Genomic DNA, 18,361 nt, shown 5'->3' with positions numbered 1-18,361 from the left:
TGCTTGGTGCGGAGTGAGGCTGGCTTAACCCTCGGCGCAGCGCATGATGGCGCGGTCGCTGGGCAGGCTCAGGCAGTGTCTGAGGTCGCGCTGCGGGCCGGGCAGGGCATGGTGGACTGGGGCCGGTTTGGCCGGTGCGGCCTGGCTGGTGGTTGCTGGTGCGGCGGCTTCGGCTGGTGCAGGGTTGATGTTGGCGCCTGCCGGAGCGGTGTGGACGGTTTGGCCGGGAGGCGGTGCCAGCGGCGGGGCCGGCGCAATGGTTGGAGCGGCTGCCGGGGCGGGTGTGGCTGCTGGGGCCTGTGTGATGGGCGTGGCGGGAGCGGCTTGGGCCGGCGCTCCGCTCATGCCGGCCATGGCTGCAGGCAGGCTCAGTGGCTGGCCATTGGCCTTGATGCCGCTGCTGTCGATCTGCAGGCTGCTGCTGATGAATTTGCCATCGTCCTTGATCAGCCCCTGTGCTTGCCATTGCGCAAGCATGGCATCGGCACTGGCCCGTGCCTGGGCGGTTTGTCCCGGGCCACCGCTACGGGGTAGCAGACCGTCGAGCAGGCTGCGTTCTACAGTCATGCCGGCTTGCAGGGTGCTACGACGCGGCCCTTGTGTTGCCAGCCACGCCTGGGTGATGTCGGCCGGTTTGACCCCCGAGCCATCGAAACTGATGGCGAAATTGGCCTTGAAGCTGCCCTGCGGCATGTGGAAGGACAGGCGGTCCAGCTTGAAATTGGGTGATTGGGCCAGGAAGCCGCCCATGTATTTGTAGACCAGTGCCATTGATGCCTGATGCATGGCGGCCGGGTTGGCGCGCAGGTCGGCGCGGTTGTTCAATGCCAGCGCTTCGGTTTGCCAGGCGGTCAGCGTCTGTTTGTGCAGATTGTTGTAGCTGAAATCGGCATCGATATTGTCCTGCTGGATGGGCGGTAGTCCAGGCGGTGTCAGCTTGAGGCTGGACAGGTGGGTGCGATAGCTGACATCGACATTGCCGGCCTTGTCCTGTACGGCAATATCCAGATGGGCGGGGCCAAGCTGGGCCAGTGGCATGCTGTCGCTCTGCAGGCTGGTGCTGTCGAATTGCTGTGTCAGTTGCGAGGCCCATGGCTCATCCAGTGTGCTGAATGCAGCCAGGCTGCCATTGAGCTTGAGATTGGCCATGCTCAGGGTGATGCCGCCAGCCGTCGAGGCGGCGGCACGGTAGTTGATGCTGGGCAGGGTCAGGTCGTAGCTGATGGGCTGGCCCTGTTGGGTGCGGGTGGTGCCGTTGATGCTGAAGGTCAGCGAGCCGGCCGGGCCGCCCAGGGTGATGTCCTGCCCGGAAAGGTGGCTGGTGCTGCTGCCATCGGTGGCGCGGATGGTGTAAAGCTGCAGCGGCAGTGGCTGGCCGGCCTGGCCCTGGGCATCCAGCGGGGTGATGGTGGTATCGGTGCGCGACCAGCGCACGAAGGGCAGGGGAAACTGGTTGATGTGGTAGTCGAGCTGGAACACTTGCTGCTGGCCGCCCAGCGGCAATTTCAGCTGGGCGCGGGCACTGGAACTGAACCAGCCGCGGTCAAACTGCTGCAGGCTGAGCAATGACCCGGCGCTGCTGTTGCCCAGCGCGGCAAAGTCGCTGCGCATCTTGTCTTCGGTACGCATGCCGACAATGCCCGGGGCAATGCCGCACCATCCTGCTACGGCCAGCGCCAGGATGGCGGCGGCTCCTTTGATCAGCTTCATGTTGTCTCCCTGCAGCAGTGGATGCTGGCGGCCTTGTCGGCTTATGCCGACAGCCTAACAGGGCCGCTGGCTGGCGGCCAGTCTGCTCGGGGCCGCTAACAAAAAACCTGCTGTTGCGTTGCGCCTGCTTGCCGTACTACTGCTACTGTCTGCGTCGGCGCGCCTCGCCCCAGGGATGCCACGCTATGTTGTTAGCTGCTTTTGGTATGCTGCGCTCCCAGTGGTTGCCCGCGCGGGGAAACCCGAGTGTTTTTCTTTGGTATCCAAGGCAGAATGGCGGCTGGCGTGTCGCCGATTTCCTGCGGAGCTGTTTATGTCTACCTTGTCCCTGCCACTCCCCCTGCTGGCGCTGATTGCCGCTGCAGGCTTGTATGCAGGTATTCAGAATGCACTGGCTGGTGGCGGTTCTTTCATTACCTTTCCCGCCTTGCTGCTGGCCGGGCTGAATCCGCTGGCGGCCAATATGAGCAGCACCATCGCGCTGTTTCCCAGCCAGATCACCTCGGCGCTGGCCGGGCGCAAGCTGGTGGGCGGAGTCGGGCCGGTGCCGTTTCGGCAGCTGTTTGTGGTTAGCCTGATTGGCGGCGTGCTGGGCGCGATGCTATTGCTGTCGACGCCGGTGAGCATCTTTACCCGGCTGGTGCCCTGGCTGGTATTGTTTGCCACCTTGGTGTTTGCCTGGGGCAGCTTTCGCCGCAAACCGGTGGCGGGGGCGGATGCCGCGCCACGTCATCTGCCTACGCCCTTGCTGTTGCTGATTCAGGGGGCGATTGCCGTGTATGGGGGGTATTTTGGTGGTGGCATTGGTTTTCTGATGCTGGCAGCGCTGACCATTGCCGGCCAGCAGGTGCGGATGGCCACGGCCACCAAGAATGCATTGGCCATGACCATGAATGCCTCGGCCGTGGCGATCTTTGCCTTTTCGCCGCTGATCAACTGGTCGGCGGTGCTGGCGCTGGGCGCAGGTGGTATTGCCGGTGGGGTGGTCGGCGGCTGGCTGATGCACCGCCTGCCGGAGCGTCAGTTGCGCGGTTTTGTGGTGGTGGTGGGCAGCTTGCTGACCGTGTGGCTGTTTGTGCGCTGAGGCTGGAGTATGCTGATGCAGAAGTTGCTGGCTTGCCGGCGCGAGTATTGATATATTCCGTCTTTGATTAAATTGTTTGTTTAAAATAACTCAGGGTTATTTTGATATGAAAAAGATTCTGCTGGCTACCCTTATCGCCGCCTGTGCTGGCCACGCCATGGCTGCTGACCTGCTCGACACCGTCAAACAGCGCGGTACGCTGAAAATCGCCGTGGAAGGGACTTATCCGCCCTTCACCTTCAAGGATGCCAATCAACAGCTCACCGGCTTTGACGTGGAAGTGGCTGCCGAAGTGGCCAAGCGCCTGAAGGTAAAGCCGGAGTTCACCACGGGCGAGTGGAGTGGCCTCTTGGCCGGCCTGCAAGCTGGCAAGTTTGACGTGGTGGTAAACCAGGTGGGCATTACCGACAAGCGCAAGGAAACCTTCGATTTTTCCCAGCCTTATACCTATTCCAGCGCCCAGCTGATCGTGCGCAAGAACGAGAGCCGCGTGTTCAAGTCGCTGGATGATCTGAAAGGCAAGAAGGTAGGCGTGGGCCAGGGCAGCAACTATGCCGACATGGTCAAGGCGGTGAATGGCATCGAGGTGAAGGTGTATCCGTCGGCTCCGGAAAACCTGCAGGACCTGGCTACCGGCCGTATCGACGCTGCACTCAACGACAGCCTGCTGATTCCTTTTGCCATCAAGCAAGCCAAGCTGCCCTTGAAGGCAGGCCATCCGGTGGGTGACATCACCACCATGGGCATTCCGTTTGCCAAGAACAACCCCAAGTTCAAGCAGGCGGTGGACAAGGCGCTGAATGACATGAAGGCCGACGGCAGCTTCAAGAAGATTTCGGCCAAGTGGTTTGGTATCGACGTGTCCAAGGCACCGACCGCTGCCAAGTAAGCTGGTCTGGCCCTTTGCGGGCATCGTGTTTTACCGTCAGTACCATTAGAATGTGCTGATTGCTGCGCCCCTGCCGGTCAGGGGCGCAGGTGTTTCTGAACGGGGATGAATGCATGGAATGGGCAGGACTGATCGAGGCCGCCTTGCCGGTGATGCTCAAGGGCGCGCTGTATACGCTGATGTTTGCGGTGGTGGCCATGGTGCTGGGTTTGCTGCTGGGCTTTGTCGTGGCCTTGCTGCGGGTGGGCAAGGTGCCGGTGCTGTCGCAGCTGGTGGCTTTTTACGTCAGCGCCATGCGCGGCACGCCGCTGCTGGTGCAGATTTTCGTGATTTATTATGGCTTGCCTGGCATCGGCATCGAACTGGAGCCGGTGCCTGCCGGCGTGCTGGCGCTGACGCTGAATGTGGCGGCTTATTTGTCGGAAAGCCTGCGCGGCGGTATTGCCGGGGTGGAGCGTGGCCAGTGGGATGCCGGCCTGTCGCTGGGCCTGAGCTGGTGGCAGACCATGCGCTACATCGTGGCGCCGCAAGCGCTGCGCCTGTCGGTGCCCAGCCTGTCCAACTCCCTGATCAGCCTGATCAAGGACACCTCGCTGGTATCGGTGATTACCGTCACCGAGCTGATGCTGGCCACCAAGGAAGTGATTGCCCAGACTTTCCAGCCCTTGCCGCTCTACCTGGGCGCGGCTGCGTTGTACTGGATGATGAGTGCCAGCTTCGAGCGCCTGCAGAAGCGGGTGGAGCGCAAGCTGGAGCTGGCGCACCAGCGTTGAGCCACTGCCCGTAAGGGCCGAGCTAGGACAGGTATTCGGAAATTTCGATCAGATTGTGATCGGGGTCGCGAACATAGACCGAGTTGATCTTGCCCGTGGCACCGGTACGCTGCACCGGGCCTTCGACAATGGCAATCTGCCTAGCTTGCAGCTGCTGGATGACCTCGGTCAGCGGCAGCTCGGCAACAAAGCACAGATCAAGCGAGCCGGGCGTGGGCAGGTGAGCCTTGGGCTCGAACTCCTTGCCCCGCACGTGGATATTGATCTTTTGCCGGCCAAAGCGCAGTGCCAGCCGTTCTACTGGCGGCGTACCACCGATGAAGCGCTCCAGCGTCATGCCCAGCGCATCGCAATAAAAAGCGATGCACTCATCCAGGTGGGCGGTGGTCAGCACAATGTGGTCAATCGCGGCAATCATGAAAGCTCCTGCGTGTTGGGCGCCAGCCGGGGCCGGCGCGCTAGCAGGCGCGGCGCTCAGGCGTGGCGGTACATATTGTCGATCAGGGCGCGGCAGCGTTCGCTGATCACCTTGCGCCGCAGCTTGAGTGTGGGGGCCAGTTCACCGGCGTCCACGCACCAGGGCTTGTCCAGCAGGGAAAACTTCTTGATGTGCTCCCAACTGCCAAAGTGACGGTTGAAGCGTTTCACTTCGCGCTCGATCAGCTCGACGATGCGCGGATGCAGGCGCATCTCGCTATTGGTAGTGTAAGCGATGCCATGTTCCTGGCACCATTCCTGCAGCCGTTCATACAGTGGCACGATCAGCGCCGCAGCGAATTTCTGTCCGTCGCCCACCACCATGATCTGATCGATGAAGGCGGATTCCTTCAGCTTGTTTTCCAGCAATTGTGGGGCGATGTATTTGCCGTTGCTGGTCTTGAACATTTCCTTCTTGCGGTCGGTAATGCGCAGATAACCCTGCTCCAGCACGCCGATATCACCGGTATGCAGCCAGCCGTCTTGCAAGGTTTCGGCGGTGAGTGCCGGCTCCTTGTAATAGCCCACCATGACATTTGGCCCGCGCACCAGGATTTCACCATCGGTGGCCAGTTTCAGCTCCACGCCCTGGAGCGGGATGCCCACGCTGCCGATGCGCACATCTTTTGCAGCAAAGGGATTGGCGCTGATCACCGGCGCGGTTTCGCTCATGCCATAGCCTTCGGCCACCGCGATGCCGCTGGCCCACAGCAGGCGCGCCAGCCGTGGCTGCAGCGCCGCCGAGCCGACATTCACCCAGCGCAGCTCGCCACCCATGGCGGCACGCCACTTGCGGTAGACCAGCCGGTCGGCAATCGCGTGTTGCAGTGCAGCCAAGCCGCGTGGCGGCTGATCCGGCTGATAGGCTTCGGCACGGCTAATCGCCCACAGGTAGAGGCGGCGACGCCAGCCAGACAGTTCCTTGGCTTTGCCCACCAGTTTTTCATGCACTTTTTCCAGCACGCGCGGCACCGCGCTGAAAGTATGCGGGCGCACTTCGCTCAGGCTGGTGGACAGGCTGTCGACGCTGGCAAAATACACGCCGGTGCCGGTGAGCAGGTAGTACAACACGCCGGCGCGCTCGAAGATGTGCGACAGCGGCAGAAAACTCAGCGCCCGGCATTGACCAGGCGGCAGGCGGGTGTGCTCGGCGGTGGCAATGACGGTGCTGACCACATTGCGGTGCGACAGCATCACACCCTTGGCGCGGCCGGTGGTGCCCGAGGTGTAGATGATGGTGAACACCTCATCGGCCTGGATGCTGTTGCGCAGTGCAGCCAGCTGGCGCAGGTCGCCATGGCGGCCGGCCTCGCGCAGCTCGGTCCAGGTGGGTAGCCCGGCCAGCGGACTCAGTGCGTATAGCGGGCAGCTGCGTCCATCCAGCGCCTGCGACAGTTTTTTGTGCAGGGCAGCGCTGCCGACGAAGGCCAGCTTGACCTCGGCATGAGCCAGGATATAGCGTGCATCATCCAGCGTGCAGGTGGGGTAGAGCGGTACACTGATGGCCCCGATCTGTTGCAGGGCGAGATCGACGATGGTCCAGGCCGGGCAGTTGTCGGCGGCGATGGCGACCTTGTCGCCGCGTACCATGCCCAGTTGCAGCAGGCCCAGGCTGACGGCATTGACCGCCTCCATCACGTCGGCGCTGCTGAGCGACTGCCATTGCTTGCCGGTTTTGGCAGACAGGCAATCTGCGCGCGGCAGGGTTTCCAGTTGGTGAAAGAGAATGTCAAAAGCGCGTTCTAGCTTCATTCGTACAGCCGTTTGAATCTGAAACGGCGAAAAATAGCCCCAATCGATGGCGCTGTAAAGAAAATTGCGGCGGATTATTGGGAATAATCAAGAAAATGCCGGCAAGCTGCCGGGTTTTGCAGTGATCGTGCTTTTGCTCATGCCAGCGGTATGGTGTGCCCTCCGGGGCTATTCAACTCGCTGGCGGTGGGCTGCAGCAGCGAAAAATCAGGAATACATCATGAAATTTGCCACCAAGACCATCCACTCCGGCCATGACAGCAGCCAGCACAGCCGCGCGGTAATGCCGCCGATCTACCAGACCTCGGTGTTCGAGTTTGCCGAAATCGGCGAGCAACTGCCCTTTGCCTATGCCCGTACCGGCACCCCCACCCGCGCCGCGCTGGAAAGCTGCCTGGCCAGCCTGGAAAACGCCAAGCATGGTCTGGCCTTTGCCAGCGGCATGGCCGCCGTTGATGCCGTGCTGCGTGCCACGCTGAAGCCGGGTGATGAAGTCATTGCCGTGGCCGACCTGTACGGCGGTGCCTACCGTCTGCTGACCAAGGTGATGGAGCCGGCCGGCATCACCGTGACCTTTGCCGACCTGACTGACGCCGCCAATCTGGCCGGCATCATCAGCGAACGCACCAAGCTGCTGTGGCTGGAATCGCCCACCAACCCCTTGCTGAATCTGGTGGATATCAGCGCGCTGTCGGCCATTGCCCATCAGCATGGCACCAAGGTGGCAGTGGACAGCACCTTTGCCACCCCTTATCTGCAAAACCCGCTCGATCTGGGGGCCGACATCGTGGTGCATTCGGCCACCAAATATCTGGGCGGCCATTCTGATGTGCTGCTGGGGCTGGTGGCGGTTAATGACGAGCAGCTGTTTACCGACATCAAGTTCATCCAGAACTCGGCCGGCGGCGTGCCGGGGCCACAGGATTGCTTCCTCACCCTGCGCGGCATCAAGACCCTGCATCTGCGCATGGATCGCCACTGCGACAATGCCGAGCAAGTGGCGGCTTTCTTGCAGGGCCATCCCAAGGTGGAAAAGGTGTTCTTCCCCGGCTTTGCCGACCATCCCGGCCATGCGATTGCCAAGCAGCAGATGCGCCGTTTTGGCGGCATCATCACCATCTGGCTGAAGGAAGACAGCCGCGCCGAAGCCAGCCGTGTCGCCAGCAAGCTGCAGCTGTTTGCCCTGGCCGAATCGCTGGGCGGGGTGGAGTCACTGGTCAATCACAGCTACACCATGTCGCACGGCGGCATGCCACCAGAGCAGAAGGCCGCACTGGGTATCCGCGAGGGCGGGCTGCGCCTGTCCATCGGCGTGGAAGACATCGAAGACATTCTGGCGGATCTGGCCCAGGCCTTGGCCGATTAAGCGGCTGGCAGGATAAACCGCTTATGGCGGCAAGCCGTGTGCGGCTTGCCGCTGCCAGCCCTTTGCGCTAAATTACCCGAGTAAATTAATCAGGTATTTGCCATGAGCGCCCCTGCCGCAGAGAAATTCACCCGTCAGCCCATCCTTTCGATCAAGCACTGGCACGACAAGCTGCTTAGCTTCCGCCTGAGTCGCCCGGAATCCTGGCGCTTTGCGCCCGGCCAGTTTGCCCGGCTCGGCCTGCCGCTGGAAAACGGCGGCATGGTGTGGCGTGCTTATTCCATGTGCTCGGCCAACTGGGACGAGCATCTGGAATTCTTCTCCATCGTGGTGCCGGATGGACTGTTCACCTCACGCCTGGCCCGCTTGCAGCCCGGCGATGAAGTGCTGCTGGACAACAAGGCAAATGGCTTTTTCACGGTAGACCGCCTGCCGGACGGCGAAGACCTGTGGCTGCTGGCCACCGGCACCGGCCTGGCTCCCTATCTGTCCATTCTGCAGCAGCCGGAAGTGTGGCAGCGCTTTGCCCATATCGTGCTGGTGCATTGCGTGCGCGATGCCGGCGAGCTGGCCTATCGCGAAGAAATCGCCGCCTTGCGCCAGCATCCCTTGTGGGCGGAGTGGGGCGAGCGGCTGCAGTATCTGCCGGTGGTGACGCGTCAGGCTGAGCCCGGCATGTTGCAGCAGCGCATTCCGGCCTTGCTGGCTAGTGGCGAACTGGCGGAGGCCGCCGGCCTGCCACTGACGGTGGAACGCTCACGTTTCATGATCTGTGGTAATCCAGCCATGGTGGAGGATACCCACCGCCAACTGATGAAAATGGGCTTTCGCCTGAGCCGGCTGAGCGCTCCGGGGCATCTGGTGCTGGAAAACGGCTGGTAAGCCTGTGGCTGGCTGATGGCCGGTCTTGACTTTGCTTAACATGTTAATAATATGGAGCAATGTCAGGCACGGGCCATTTCCGTGTCTGGCCAGGCCGAGTGGTGATGACACCGCCGGCTGTACGGCCCCGCGCAAGAGGGCCACCCGGAGGAGAAACCATGAACACCATTACCCGCCGCGCTGGCCGGCCTGCGTGGCCGCCTGCCATGTGCTGTCCTGCACCTTGTTCGCTGTCTGCCGGGAGCTGCCGATGACGGCCCGCGCGCTGACGGATGTCAGCATTTCCACCCGTGCAGTCAGCCGCAGCGAACGGGTGGATTTCTGGCGCGAACAAGTAGGGCAGCTGCTGATTGATGTGGAGTGCCAGCGTCAGCCAGAACAGGAGCTGGACGCCAGCCTGCGCTATCAGGACTTCGGCCTGTTCCGCATGGCCACCATTCAGGCCAATGCCCATGCCGTGGCCCGCAGCGGCCACAGCATCCGCCATGATGGCCGCGACAGCATCTTTGCCTGCCTGATGCTGCAGGGGCGTGGTTTCAGCCATCAGGGGGTGGACTGCGCGCTGCATGTGCCGGGTGATGTGGTGTTGTATGACACCGCCCAGCCCTATGGCCATGGCTTTCCCGACCAGATGGAAATGGCGGTGCTGGATATCCCGCGCCAGCTGTTCGAGCAGCAGGTGGGCAGCTGGCAGGGGAAGGGGCTGGTCAAGATAGATCACAGTGTCGGTATTGCCGGCTGGGGGCCGCAGGCGGTACGCCAGTTGCTGGCTGAAGGAGTACAGGCACAGGCGGCTGCACGCGAGCATCAGGCCAGCCAGCTACTGGAATGGCTGCATTCCTTGTGGGCCGTGCAGTGCGGCCAGGCGCTGGCCGGCAAATCCACCCTGTGCAGCCTGTGGCGCGCCAAGGCCTATATCGAGCAGCACCTGACCGAAGACGAGCTGGACGGTGAGCGCATCAGCCGCGCGCTGGGGCTGTCTGCCCGCCAGCTGGCACGCATTTTCGAGCAGGAAGGCCTGTCGGTCAGCCGCTATCTGTGGGGGCGGCGACTGGAGCGTTGCCGCATCGATCTGCAAGACCCGGCGCTGCGCCACTTGTCAGTGAGCGAGCTGGCCTTCCGCTGGGGCTTCAATCACATCGCCCATTTCTGCCGCAGCTACAAACAGCGTTTTGGCGAAACGCCCAGCCATACCCGCCTGCAAGGCCGCGCCCAGTCCGGCCCGCGCTAGACCCGACCATACCCGCAGCCTGATGGCCGCCTGCCCGCGCCATGTCTGCTGCGGATAACGGCGGCGTCCGGCTCAGGCAAGGATGGCGTTCGGGCAGTGGCTACAGTGTCCTCACGGTCGCAACAGGCCGTCGTGTTCATCACAATAAAGAGGAGACTTAGTCATGCCATTCGCCATTTTGCTGGCGCGTATCCGCCAGCCAGTCACCAGGGGAGGGCACCAGCATGCGACTCTCCTATGAAAACAAGCTGCTGGGCATTCTGGCGCTCAGTTTCGGTTTCGTGTTTTTCGACCGGCTGGCGCTATCCTTCCTGTTCCCCTTCATCGCCGCCGAACTGCATCTGGACAATGCCCAGCTGGGCATGCTGGCCTCGGCCCTGGCGCTGACCTGGTCCTTGTCCGGCGTGGGACTGGGGGCCTTGTCCGACCGCTTGCAGGCACGCAAACCCATGCTGCTGCTGGCGGTGCTGGCGTTTTCGCTGTTTTCGGCGGCCTCCGGGCTGGTTGGCGGCTTTGTCAGCCTGCTGTTGTTCCGGGCGCTGATGGGCGTGGCTGAAGGGCCGGTGCTGCCGATTGCCCAGTCCATGTTGGCCGAGGCCTCTACCCCGGCGCGCCGTGGCTTCAATATGGGCATCGTCAATGGCTCGGCCCCCGGCTTGCTCGGTGCGGTGATCGGACCGCCGCTATTGATTGCGTTGGCCACGGCTTATGGCTGGCGCACGGCGTTTTACCTGTCCTGCATCCCCGGTCTGCTGATTGCCTGGCTGATCTGGCGTCATGTCAGCGAGCGGGCTCCGCATGCCTCGTCCGCCGCGCTGACCGTGCGCCACAGCTTGCCAGTACAGGGCATGGCGCAGCTATTGGGCCATCGCAATATCCTGCTGTGCGTGCTGATTGCCTGCAGCTATATCACCTGGTTCATCATCCTGATCTCCTTTACGCCCACCTTCCTGGTGCAGGTAAAGGGGCTGACCCCTGCCAGCATGGGCGCGGTGATGAGCAGCCTGGGCGTGGCCTGGGTGGTGTGGGGCGCGCTGGTGCCGGCCATTTCCGACCGTATCGGCCGCAAGCCAGCCATGGTGCTGTTTTCGCTGATCGCCGCCTGCTGCCCGCTGGTGTTGTTACAGGTAAACGACTTCACCACCCTGCTGCTGCTGGTGTTTCTCACCTATACCGGGCTGGGCTGTTTCACCCTGTTCATGGCCACCATTCCGGCCGAAACCGTGTCACCCACCGTCATTGCCACGGCGCTGGGCATGATCATGGGCGTGGGGGAACTGGTGGGCGGTTTTGTCGCCCCGACTGCAGCCGGCATGGCCGCCGACCGCTACGGCCTGCCCGTGGTGATGTGGATTGCCATGGTGGCCGCGCTGCTACCGGCCTTGCTGTCGCTGGGCCTGCGTGAAACCGCGCCGCGTCGTGTGCTGTCCGCTGCCGCCTTGTGCAGCAGCGATGCCGCTACCCGCTAAACCCTGCTGTACCTTCCCATTTCGCCGGGCAGGGCAGGCCCCTGCTGCGGCCATCGAGGTCAATCATCATGCGAATCAAACAATCCATGCCGCTGCTGGCAGTTACCCTGCTGGCTGGCGTACTGCTGTCCTCTCCGGCGCAGGCCACCCAGTCTGGTGCCGATACCATCGGCGTCGGGGCCGAAGGCTTTCTGGCCGGAGCCTTGCCGCCGGCCGGCTGGTATGGCGTGTTCTACTACAACCACTATCACGCCAGCCAGTTCAATAATGGGGCGGGAGAGTCTTCAGTACCGGGTTTCGGCCTGACTGCCGATGTGCTGGTGCCCCGGCTGCTGTATATGTCGGATAGCCAGCTATGGGGTGGGCGACTGGGTGGCTTTGTACTCACCGCCCTGCCCACGCTCAGTCTGGATGCCGGTGGGCAACATGCCAGCCGCAGCGGGCTGGGGGACAGTGTGGTTGGGCCGCTGCTGGCGTGGGGGGATGAGGGGCCATTGCATAGCGTGCTGGCACTGGATATCTCGCTGCCCACCGGCAGCTACGACCAGCACAGCATGCTCAATCTGGGCAATAACTATTATTCGCTGCGCCCGGTGCTGGCCTTGTCCTGGCTGCCGGCCAGTGGCTGGGAGGCTTCGGCCAAGATCACCTACACCTTCAACAGCAAAAACCGCGCCACTGACTATCAGTCAGGCCAGCTGTTTCACTTTGACTATGCACTCAGCTATGCCGTCAGCCCGGACTGGCGGCTGGGGCTGAATGGCTATTTCGTCAAGCAGACTACCGACGACACCCAGCATGGCCAGGTGGTGAATGGCGATGGTTTCCGTGGCCAAGCTTTTGCCATCGGCCCGGCCGCGCGGGTGCAATTGGGCAAGGCGGGGCTGGAAGTGAGGCTGCTCAAGGAGTTTGCCGTGCGCAACCGGCCAGAGGGCAGTTCGCTGTGGGCCAAGCTGGTGCTGCCCTTCTGATTGCTTCGGGTTAAAAAGCACAAGCCCGTTGCCTTGCGGCAGCGGGCTTCAGGCTGCTGACAAAGTAAACTGGTGCGATTTCACTGGACCCGGCGAAGCCGGGCCTTTCTGCTAACTTATTGATTCCGCAGCCTTCCAATTTACTCCCAATCCCCCCGCCCTTGCCCTAACTATTGAAGAAGGGAGCCTCGCTTTCCTTTCGAAAAGCGAGAGGGGTTTGTCAATAATCTGCAGCCCGTTGCCTTGCGGCAGCGGGCTCAGGCTTGCAGGATGAAGTCGGCGCAGCGCTCGGCAATCATGATGACCGGCGCATTGGTATTGCCGGAAATGATGCTGGGCATGATGGACGCGTCGCAGATGCGCAGGCCCTCCACGCCATTGACCTGTAGCCGCGGGTTGACCACGGCAGCGGCATCGCCGCCCATGCGGCAAGTACCCACCGGGTGGTAGACGGTCTTGGCATGGCTGCGGATGTGCTCGATCAGCAGTGCATCACTGGTCTGTGCGGCGGGCGAGGGCAGCAGCTCCTCGCTGATGACCTGCTGCAGCGAGGGTGCCCGCAGGATGCGTCGCGCCAGCTTGACCCCGCGCAGCAGGCCGGCCACATCGTCTTCGTGGCTGAGTGCCCCGCTGACAAAGCGCAGCGGGGCACGGGCATCGGCGCTGCTCAGGCTGACTGCGCCGCGTGATTTGGGCCGCAGCAGGCAGGGGTTGATCGAGATGCCGTGGCCGGGCAGCGGTTCGCGTTCCACATCGCCCACCAGCACCGGCAATACGTGAAACTGGATGTCTGGCCGGCTGCCGCCGTCGGTGCAGGCAAAACCGCCGCTTTCCACCACATTGGAGGTGAGCAGCCCGCTGCGCAGCAGCTGCCACTGCAAGCCATTGCGCAAGGCCTTGAAACCGCGTTCCTGCCCCAGCAGGCTGATCGGTTCGCGGCAGCGGCCATACACCGATACCTCCAGGTGATCCTGATAATTCTGGCCGACTTCCGGCGCGTCATGTAGCACGGCTATGCCTTGTTCACGCAGCTGCGCGGCCGGGCCAATGCCGGACAGCAGCAGAATCTTGGGGGTGGACAGCGCTCCGGCGCACAGGATGACTTCGGCCTGGGCGTGGGCCTCGTGGCGTTGGCCATCGGCAGTACGCCATTGCACGCCGCTGGCGCGCTTGTCTTGCCATAGCAGTTTTTCCACATAGCAGCCGGTACGCACTTGCAGATTGTCGCGCTGCCGCACGGCGGCCAGATAGGTCGCCGCCGTGCTGCCACGCTGGCCATTGAAGGTGGTGGTATGGAAAAAGCCGCTGCCTTGCTGGTGCGGCCCGTTGAAATCATCGTTATAAGGCAGGCCGCACTCCTGTGCCGCCTTGACAAAGGCCAGGCTCAGCGGGTGGCGGTAGCGGGTATCGCTGACGTGCAGCGGCCCGTCAGTGCCATGATAGGGGCCGGACAGACGCATATGGTTTTCGGCTTTCTTGAACGCTGGGAGTACCTGCTCCCACCCCCAGCCGCTGCAGCCTTGGGCGACCCAGTCGTCGTAGTCAGCGGCGCTGCCACGGATATACACCATGGCATTGATCGAGCTGCCGCCGCCCAGGGTGCGGCCTTGTGGCACATGCATGCGGCGGCCGGCGGCGCTGGCCTGCGGCTCGCTGTGGTAGATCACGCTGCGCTCGCTGCCGATGACCTTGATGAAGGTGGCCGGCATGTGGATGAAGGGGCTGTTGTCGGGCGGGCCATCCTCCAGCAGTAGAACCCGCTTGCCGGCTTCGACCAGCCGGCAGGTGATGGTGCAGCCCGCCGAGCCGCCGCCCACCACGATATAGTCATATTGTTGCATTGCCTTCTCCTTGTTCTCCTGCGCCCGTACCGGGCGGGACTTCAGCTTACGGGCTGGGGAAAAGGCAAGTTGACTGCCATGGCCGTGGGCTTTGACTGGGCTTGCCAGCGCTCGGCAGAATGCAGAGGCTCAGGGAGAAATCATTAGCTGTATTAAGAGTTGGCCACTATCTTTAAATATCTTTAAACAGAGTGTCGGCATTGCCGACCGGTACGCCAGCGTGAAGGTGAGAGCACGCTGACGGCCAATGACAAAACAGGCGGGAAACCAGCGGATGTCCTTACAAGAACAAGACTCCATGGCCGGCAGGCTACAGGCGGCGCTGCATGATTCGCCGGTGCTGTTGGCGCTGTTTGATCGCCATGACCGATTGTGTTACGCCAATGCGGCGTTTTGTCAGGCTTATGATGTGGCACCGGACGAAACGCTTAGCTGGTCGGAGCTGATGCGGCGCAATTATCAGCGCTGCATCGGTGCACTGATCTATACCCATGATTTCGAAGCCTGGCTGGTGTCGGCGCGCTCGCGCCGTGGCAAGCAGCCGTATCGCGCCTTCGAGGCCGACCTGACCGATGGCCGCTGGATCTGGATGACCGAGGCGATGCAGCCGGATGGCAGCATGATGTGCGTGGCCACCGACATGAGCGAACTGAAAGTGTCAGAGCGCGAGTTGCGCCAGGCGCGTGATTTGGCACAGCGGGCGGCGCAGACCGATTCGCTGACCAGCATTTGCAACCGCTCCTTCATCATGCAGCAGTTTGCCCAGTTGCTGAGCAGGGCCGAGGCGACTGGCTCGCAGCTGGCGGTGGCGATTGTCGATCTCGACCATTTCAAGCAGATCAACGACCGGCTGGGCCATCCGGCAGGGGACCGCGTCATCATCGACTTTGTGCAGCGCATCCAGCCGATGCTGCGGCCGCACGACGGCTTTGGCCGGCTGGGCGGCGAGGAGTTTCTGTTGCTGTTGCCTGGCTACCGCCAGTCCGAGGCCGAGCTGTCCTTGCGCGCCATGCTGGCTGCGGTGGAGGTGTCGCGGCCGCTGGCCGAGCAACCGGGCTTTGCTTATACCTGCTCGGCCGGACTCACCATGTGGCGGCCCGGTGATGACCTGGCCCAGATCTATTCGCGTGCCGATGTTGCGCTGTATCAGGCTAAGGCGACCGGGCGCAACAGCTTGTGCCACCACTAGACCCACGCCCCCCATTCCAGCGTTGCGCTGCCTTGCCGTACTCCTTGTACTTCCAGTGCGAGGCTTGGCCAGCAACTGGCCGTAGCACGCAAAAAAAGCCGCAGGACAGAGCCTGCGGCTGTTGGCATGGAGCGCTGCGTGCGGCTTACTTGACGCAGTCCACGCAGTAGACCTTGCGGCCTTCCACTTCGGTGGCCACCAGACCGTGCACGTCGGTTTCGAAGCCCGGCAGTTCGCGGTTGAAGGCCTGGGCAAAGCGCAGATAGTCAACAATGGTCTTGTTGAAGCGCTCGCCCGGAATCAGCAGCGGGATGCCCGGCGGATATGGCGTCAGCAGCACGGCGGTGACGCGGCCTTCCAGCTGGTCTACCGGCACGCGTTCGATCTCGCGGTGGGCCATCTTGGCAAAGGCATCGGCCGGGCGCATGGCCGGTTCCATCTCGGACAGATAGATCTCGGTGGTCAGGCGGGCGATGTCGTGCTTGGTGTACAGCGCGTGAATGCGCTGGCACAGGTCCTGCAGACCCACGCGTTCGTACTGCGGGTAGCGGGCGACAAAGTCCGGCATGGCGCGCCACAGCGGCTGGTTCTTGTCGAAATCGTCCTTGAACTGCTGCAGCAGCGAAATCAGCGTGTTCCAGCGGCCCTTGGTGATGCCGATGGTGAACATGATGAAGAAGCTGTACAGGCCGGTCTTTTCCACCACCACGCCGTGTTCGGTCAGGTACTTGGTGACGATGGCGGCCGGAATGCCCATCTCTTCGAAGCTGCCGTCCACATCCAGGCCCGGCGTCAATACGGTGGCCTTGATCGGGTCCAGCAGGTTGAAGCCTTCTTCGATGCCGGCAAAACCGTGCCAGTGCGCGCCCGGTTTCAGTTCCCAGTCCACCGGGTCGCAGATGCCGTCGTCGGACAGCTCGTCCGGGCCCCATACGCTGAACCACCAGTCGTTGCCGTATTCCTCGTCCACCTTGCGCATGGCGCGGCGGAAATCCAGTGCTTCTACCAGCGACTCTTCCACCAGTGCCTGGCCGCCCGGCTGTTCCATCATGGCGGCCGCCACGTCGCAGCTGGCAATAATGGAATATTGCGGGCTGGTGGAGGTGTGCATCAGATAAGCCTCGTTGAACCAGGCGGTATCCAGCTGACGGTTTTGCGGGTCCTGCACCAGAATCTGCGAGGCCTGGCTGATGCCGGCCAGCAACTTGTGGGTGGACTGGGTGGAGAAGATCAGACTGTCCTTGCAACGCGGACGGCCTTCGCCAATGGCGTGGAAATCGCCATAGAAGTCGTGGAAGCTGGCGTGCGGCAGCCAGGCTTCGTCAAAGTGCAGCGTGTCCACTTCGCCATCCAGAATGCCCTTGATCTCTTCCACGTTGTACAGAATGCCATCGTAGGTGGATTGGGTGATGGTGAGGATGCGCGGCTTGAGCTTGGGATTCTTTTCCAGCGCTTCGCGGGCGAAGGGGTTGGCCAGAATCTTTTTCTTGATGTTGTCCAGCTGGAATTCCGACTTCGGAATCGGGCCGATGATGCCGTAGTGGTTGCGCGTGGGCATCAGGAAGACCGGAATGGCACCGGTCATCATGATGGCGTGCAGGTTGGACTTGTGGCAGTTGCGGTCCACCAGCACGATGTCGCCGGCGGCCACGCAGCTGTGCCAGACGATCTTGTTGGAAGTCGAGGTGCCGTTGGTGACAAAGAACAGATGGTCGGCATTGAAGATGCGTGCCGCATTGCGTTCGGAGGCGGCAATCGGGCCGGTGTGGTCCAGCAGCTGGCCCAGCTCGTCCACGGCATTGCACACATCGGCGCGCAGCATGTTTTCGCCAAAGAACTGGTGGAACATCTGGCCCACCGGGCTCTTCAGGAAGGCGACGCCGCCGGAGTGGCCGGGGCAGTGCCAGGAGTAGGAGCCATCGTGGGCGTAGTCCACCAGCGCGCGGAAAAACGGCGGGGCCAGGCTGTCCAGATAGCTCTTGGATTCGCGGATGATGTGGCGGGCCACGAATTCCGGCGTGTCCTCGTGCATGTGGATGAAGCCATGCAGTTCACGCAGGATGTCGTTGGGAATGTGGCGCGCCGTGCGGGTTTCGCCGTACAGGTACACCGGAATGTCCGGGTTGCGCCGGCGGATTTCCGCCACGAAGCTGTACAGCTGTCCCAGGGCGTTTTCCGAGGCGTCGTCGGTCTGGAATTCTTCGTCGTCGATGGACAGGATGAAACCGGCTGCCCGGCTTTGCTGTTGGGCGAAAGAGGTGAGGTCACCATAGCTGGTGTAACCGATCACGCTCATGCCTTCGGCCTCCATGGCTGCTGCCAGTTCGCGGATGCCGGAGCCGCTGGTGTTTTCCGAGCGGAAGTCCTCGTCGATGATGACGATGGGAAAGTGAAAACGCATACCTGAGTCCTTGTCGGTCAAAACTCGGACACCACAGCCGGGGATGGCCGTTCAGGAAGGCAGCCTTTGCCGTGGGCAAAGACAATACCGTGCACCTGTAACGCCTGTCGGCCCGCAGCTTGCTGCAGTGTCACTCGGTGCGCGTTGGGGCGCAGGCCTTGTCGCCGTCTGACTGACGGCAGGTCAAGGCTGGCCTTGAGGCGCGTAAAAACGGGGCGCTTTGCGCCGCGGTGCGCACGGAAGTCCGGGGTGAGTCCTGCAGGCTGACGTGGAGTGGCCGCAGATCCCCGGCTTCCTTAGGGAGCACGATGATCATGCGTCCTTCA

General features: G+C 62.4%; 14 protein-coding genes. 9 read left to right on the top strand and 5 right to left on the bottom strand.

The features are described from left to right. Positions 1-24: 24 nt before the first annotated feature. Positions 25-1,710 (bottom strand): DUF945 family protein, encoded by a 1,686-nt coding sequence (locus FAZ30_RS02590; protein ID WP_137008610.1) that lies wholly within the window; start codon positions 1,708-1,710, stop codon positions 25-27. 313 nt (positions 1,711-2,023) lie between these two features. Here FAZ30_RS02590 and FAZ30_RS02585 point away from each other — a divergent pair, with 313 nt between their 5' ends. From FAZ30_RS02585 to FAZ30_RS02575, 3 genes are all read left to right on the top strand, one after another. Next, positions 2,024-2,794 carry a sulfite exporter TauE/SafE family protein gene (locus tag FAZ30_RS02585; protein WP_124642219.1) on the top strand — a complete coding sequence of 257 codons (771 nt, stop codon included), beginning with the start codon at positions 2,024-2,026 and terminating at the stop codon, positions 2,792-2,794. Positions 2,795-2,900: 106 nt separating this feature from the next. Next, positions 2,901-3,683, top strand: coding sequence for a transporter substrate-binding domain-containing protein (locus FAZ30_RS02580; protein WP_124642221.1), 783 nt, complete (start codon positions 2,901-2,903; stop codon positions 3,681-3,683). 113 nt (positions 3,684-3,796) lie between these two features. Beyond that, on the top strand, positions 3,797-4,456 hold the full coding sequence (locus tag FAZ30_RS02575) for an amino acid ABC transporter permease (RefSeq protein ID WP_124642223.1): 660 nt from the start codon (positions 3,797-3,799) through the stop codon (positions 4,454-4,456). A gap of 22 nt (positions 4,457-4,478) precedes the next feature. On the opposite strand, the gene FAZ30_RS02570 is transcribed toward FAZ30_RS02575, so the two are convergent. Next, positions 4,479-4,874: a VOC family protein gene (locus tag FAZ30_RS02570; RefSeq protein WP_124642225.1), complete on the bottom strand. Its 396-nt coding sequence runs from the start codon at positions 4,872-4,874 to the stop codon at positions 4,479-4,481. 56 nt (positions 4,875-4,930) lie between these two features. Then, positions 4,931-6,685: an AMP-dependent synthetase/ligase gene (locus FAZ30_RS02565; RefSeq protein WP_124642226.1), complete on the bottom strand. Its 1,755-nt coding sequence runs from the start codon at positions 6,683-6,685 to the stop codon at positions 4,931-4,933. 220 nt (positions 6,686-6,905) lie between these two features. Here FAZ30_RS02565 and FAZ30_RS02560 point away from each other — a divergent pair, with 220 nt between their 5' ends. The 5 genes from FAZ30_RS02560 to FAZ30_RS02540 all read left to right on the top strand — a co-directional run bounded on the left by FAZ30_RS02560 (position 6,906) and on the right by FAZ30_RS02540 (position 12,604). Then, a complete protein-coding gene (locus tag FAZ30_RS02560) occupies positions 6,906-8,051 on the top strand; it encodes a trans-sulfuration enzyme family protein (protein ID WP_124642228.1) in 1,146 nt (381 codons plus the stop codon). Positions 8,052-8,153: 102 nt separating this feature from the next. Beyond that, the gene (locus FAZ30_RS02555; RefSeq protein WP_124642230.1) at positions 8,154-8,933 is read left to right on the top strand and encodes a ferredoxin--NADP reductase; all 780 of its coding nucleotides are present in this window, start codon (positions 8,154-8,156) and stop codon (positions 8,931-8,933) included. A gap of 250 nt (positions 8,934-9,183) precedes the next feature. Next, positions 9,184-10,164: a helix-turn-helix domain-containing protein gene (locus tag FAZ30_RS02550; protein ID WP_124642232.1), complete on the top strand. Its 981-nt coding sequence runs from the start codon at positions 9,184-9,186 to the stop codon at positions 10,162-10,164. A 224-nt stretch (positions 10,165-10,388) separates the two neighbouring features. Next, on the top strand, positions 10,389-11,633 hold the full coding sequence (locus tag FAZ30_RS02545) for an MFS transporter (RefSeq protein WP_124642234.1): 1,245 nt from the start codon (positions 10,389-10,391) through the stop codon (positions 11,631-11,633). 68 nt (positions 11,634-11,701) lie between these two features. After that, a complete protein-coding gene (locus FAZ30_RS02540; protein ID WP_124642236.1) occupies positions 11,702-12,604 on the top strand; it encodes a SphA family protein in 903 nt (300 codons plus the stop codon). Positions 12,605-12,861: 257 nt separating this feature from the next. Here the strand turns inward: FAZ30_RS02540 and FAZ30_RS02535 are convergent, their stop codons facing one another. Further along, positions 12,862-14,445: a GMC family oxidoreductase gene (locus tag FAZ30_RS02535; protein ID WP_124642238.1), complete on the bottom strand. Its 1,584-nt coding sequence runs from the start codon at positions 14,443-14,445 to the stop codon at positions 12,862-12,864. A gap of 274 nt (positions 14,446-14,719) precedes the next feature. On the opposite strand from FAZ30_RS02535, the gene FAZ30_RS02530 reads away from it, so the two are divergent. Next, complete coding sequence (locus FAZ30_RS02530) at positions 14,720-15,634, top strand: GGDEF domain-containing protein (RefSeq protein ID WP_199730963.1); 915 nt, start codon at positions 14,720-14,722, stop codon at positions 15,632-15,634. A 145-nt stretch (positions 15,635-15,779) separates the two neighbouring features. Here the strand turns inward: FAZ30_RS02530 and FAZ30_RS02525 are convergent, their stop codons facing one another. Next, positions 15,780-18,035: an arginine/lysine/ornithine decarboxylase gene (locus tag FAZ30_RS02525; protein ID WP_124642240.1), complete on the bottom strand. Its 2,256-nt coding sequence runs from the start codon at positions 18,033-18,035 to the stop codon at positions 15,780-15,782. Positions 18,036-18,361 lie beyond the last annotated feature (326 nt).

The sequence above is a fragment of the Aquitalea aquatilis genome, assembly GCF_005155025.1.
Taxonomy (GTDB): Bacteria; Pseudomonadota; Gammaproteobacteria; order Burkholderiales; family Chromobacteriaceae; genus Aquitalea; species Aquitalea aquatilis.
Note: the sequence above shows the minus strand (reverse complement) of the source record. Positions and strands in the feature narration are given on the sequence as shown.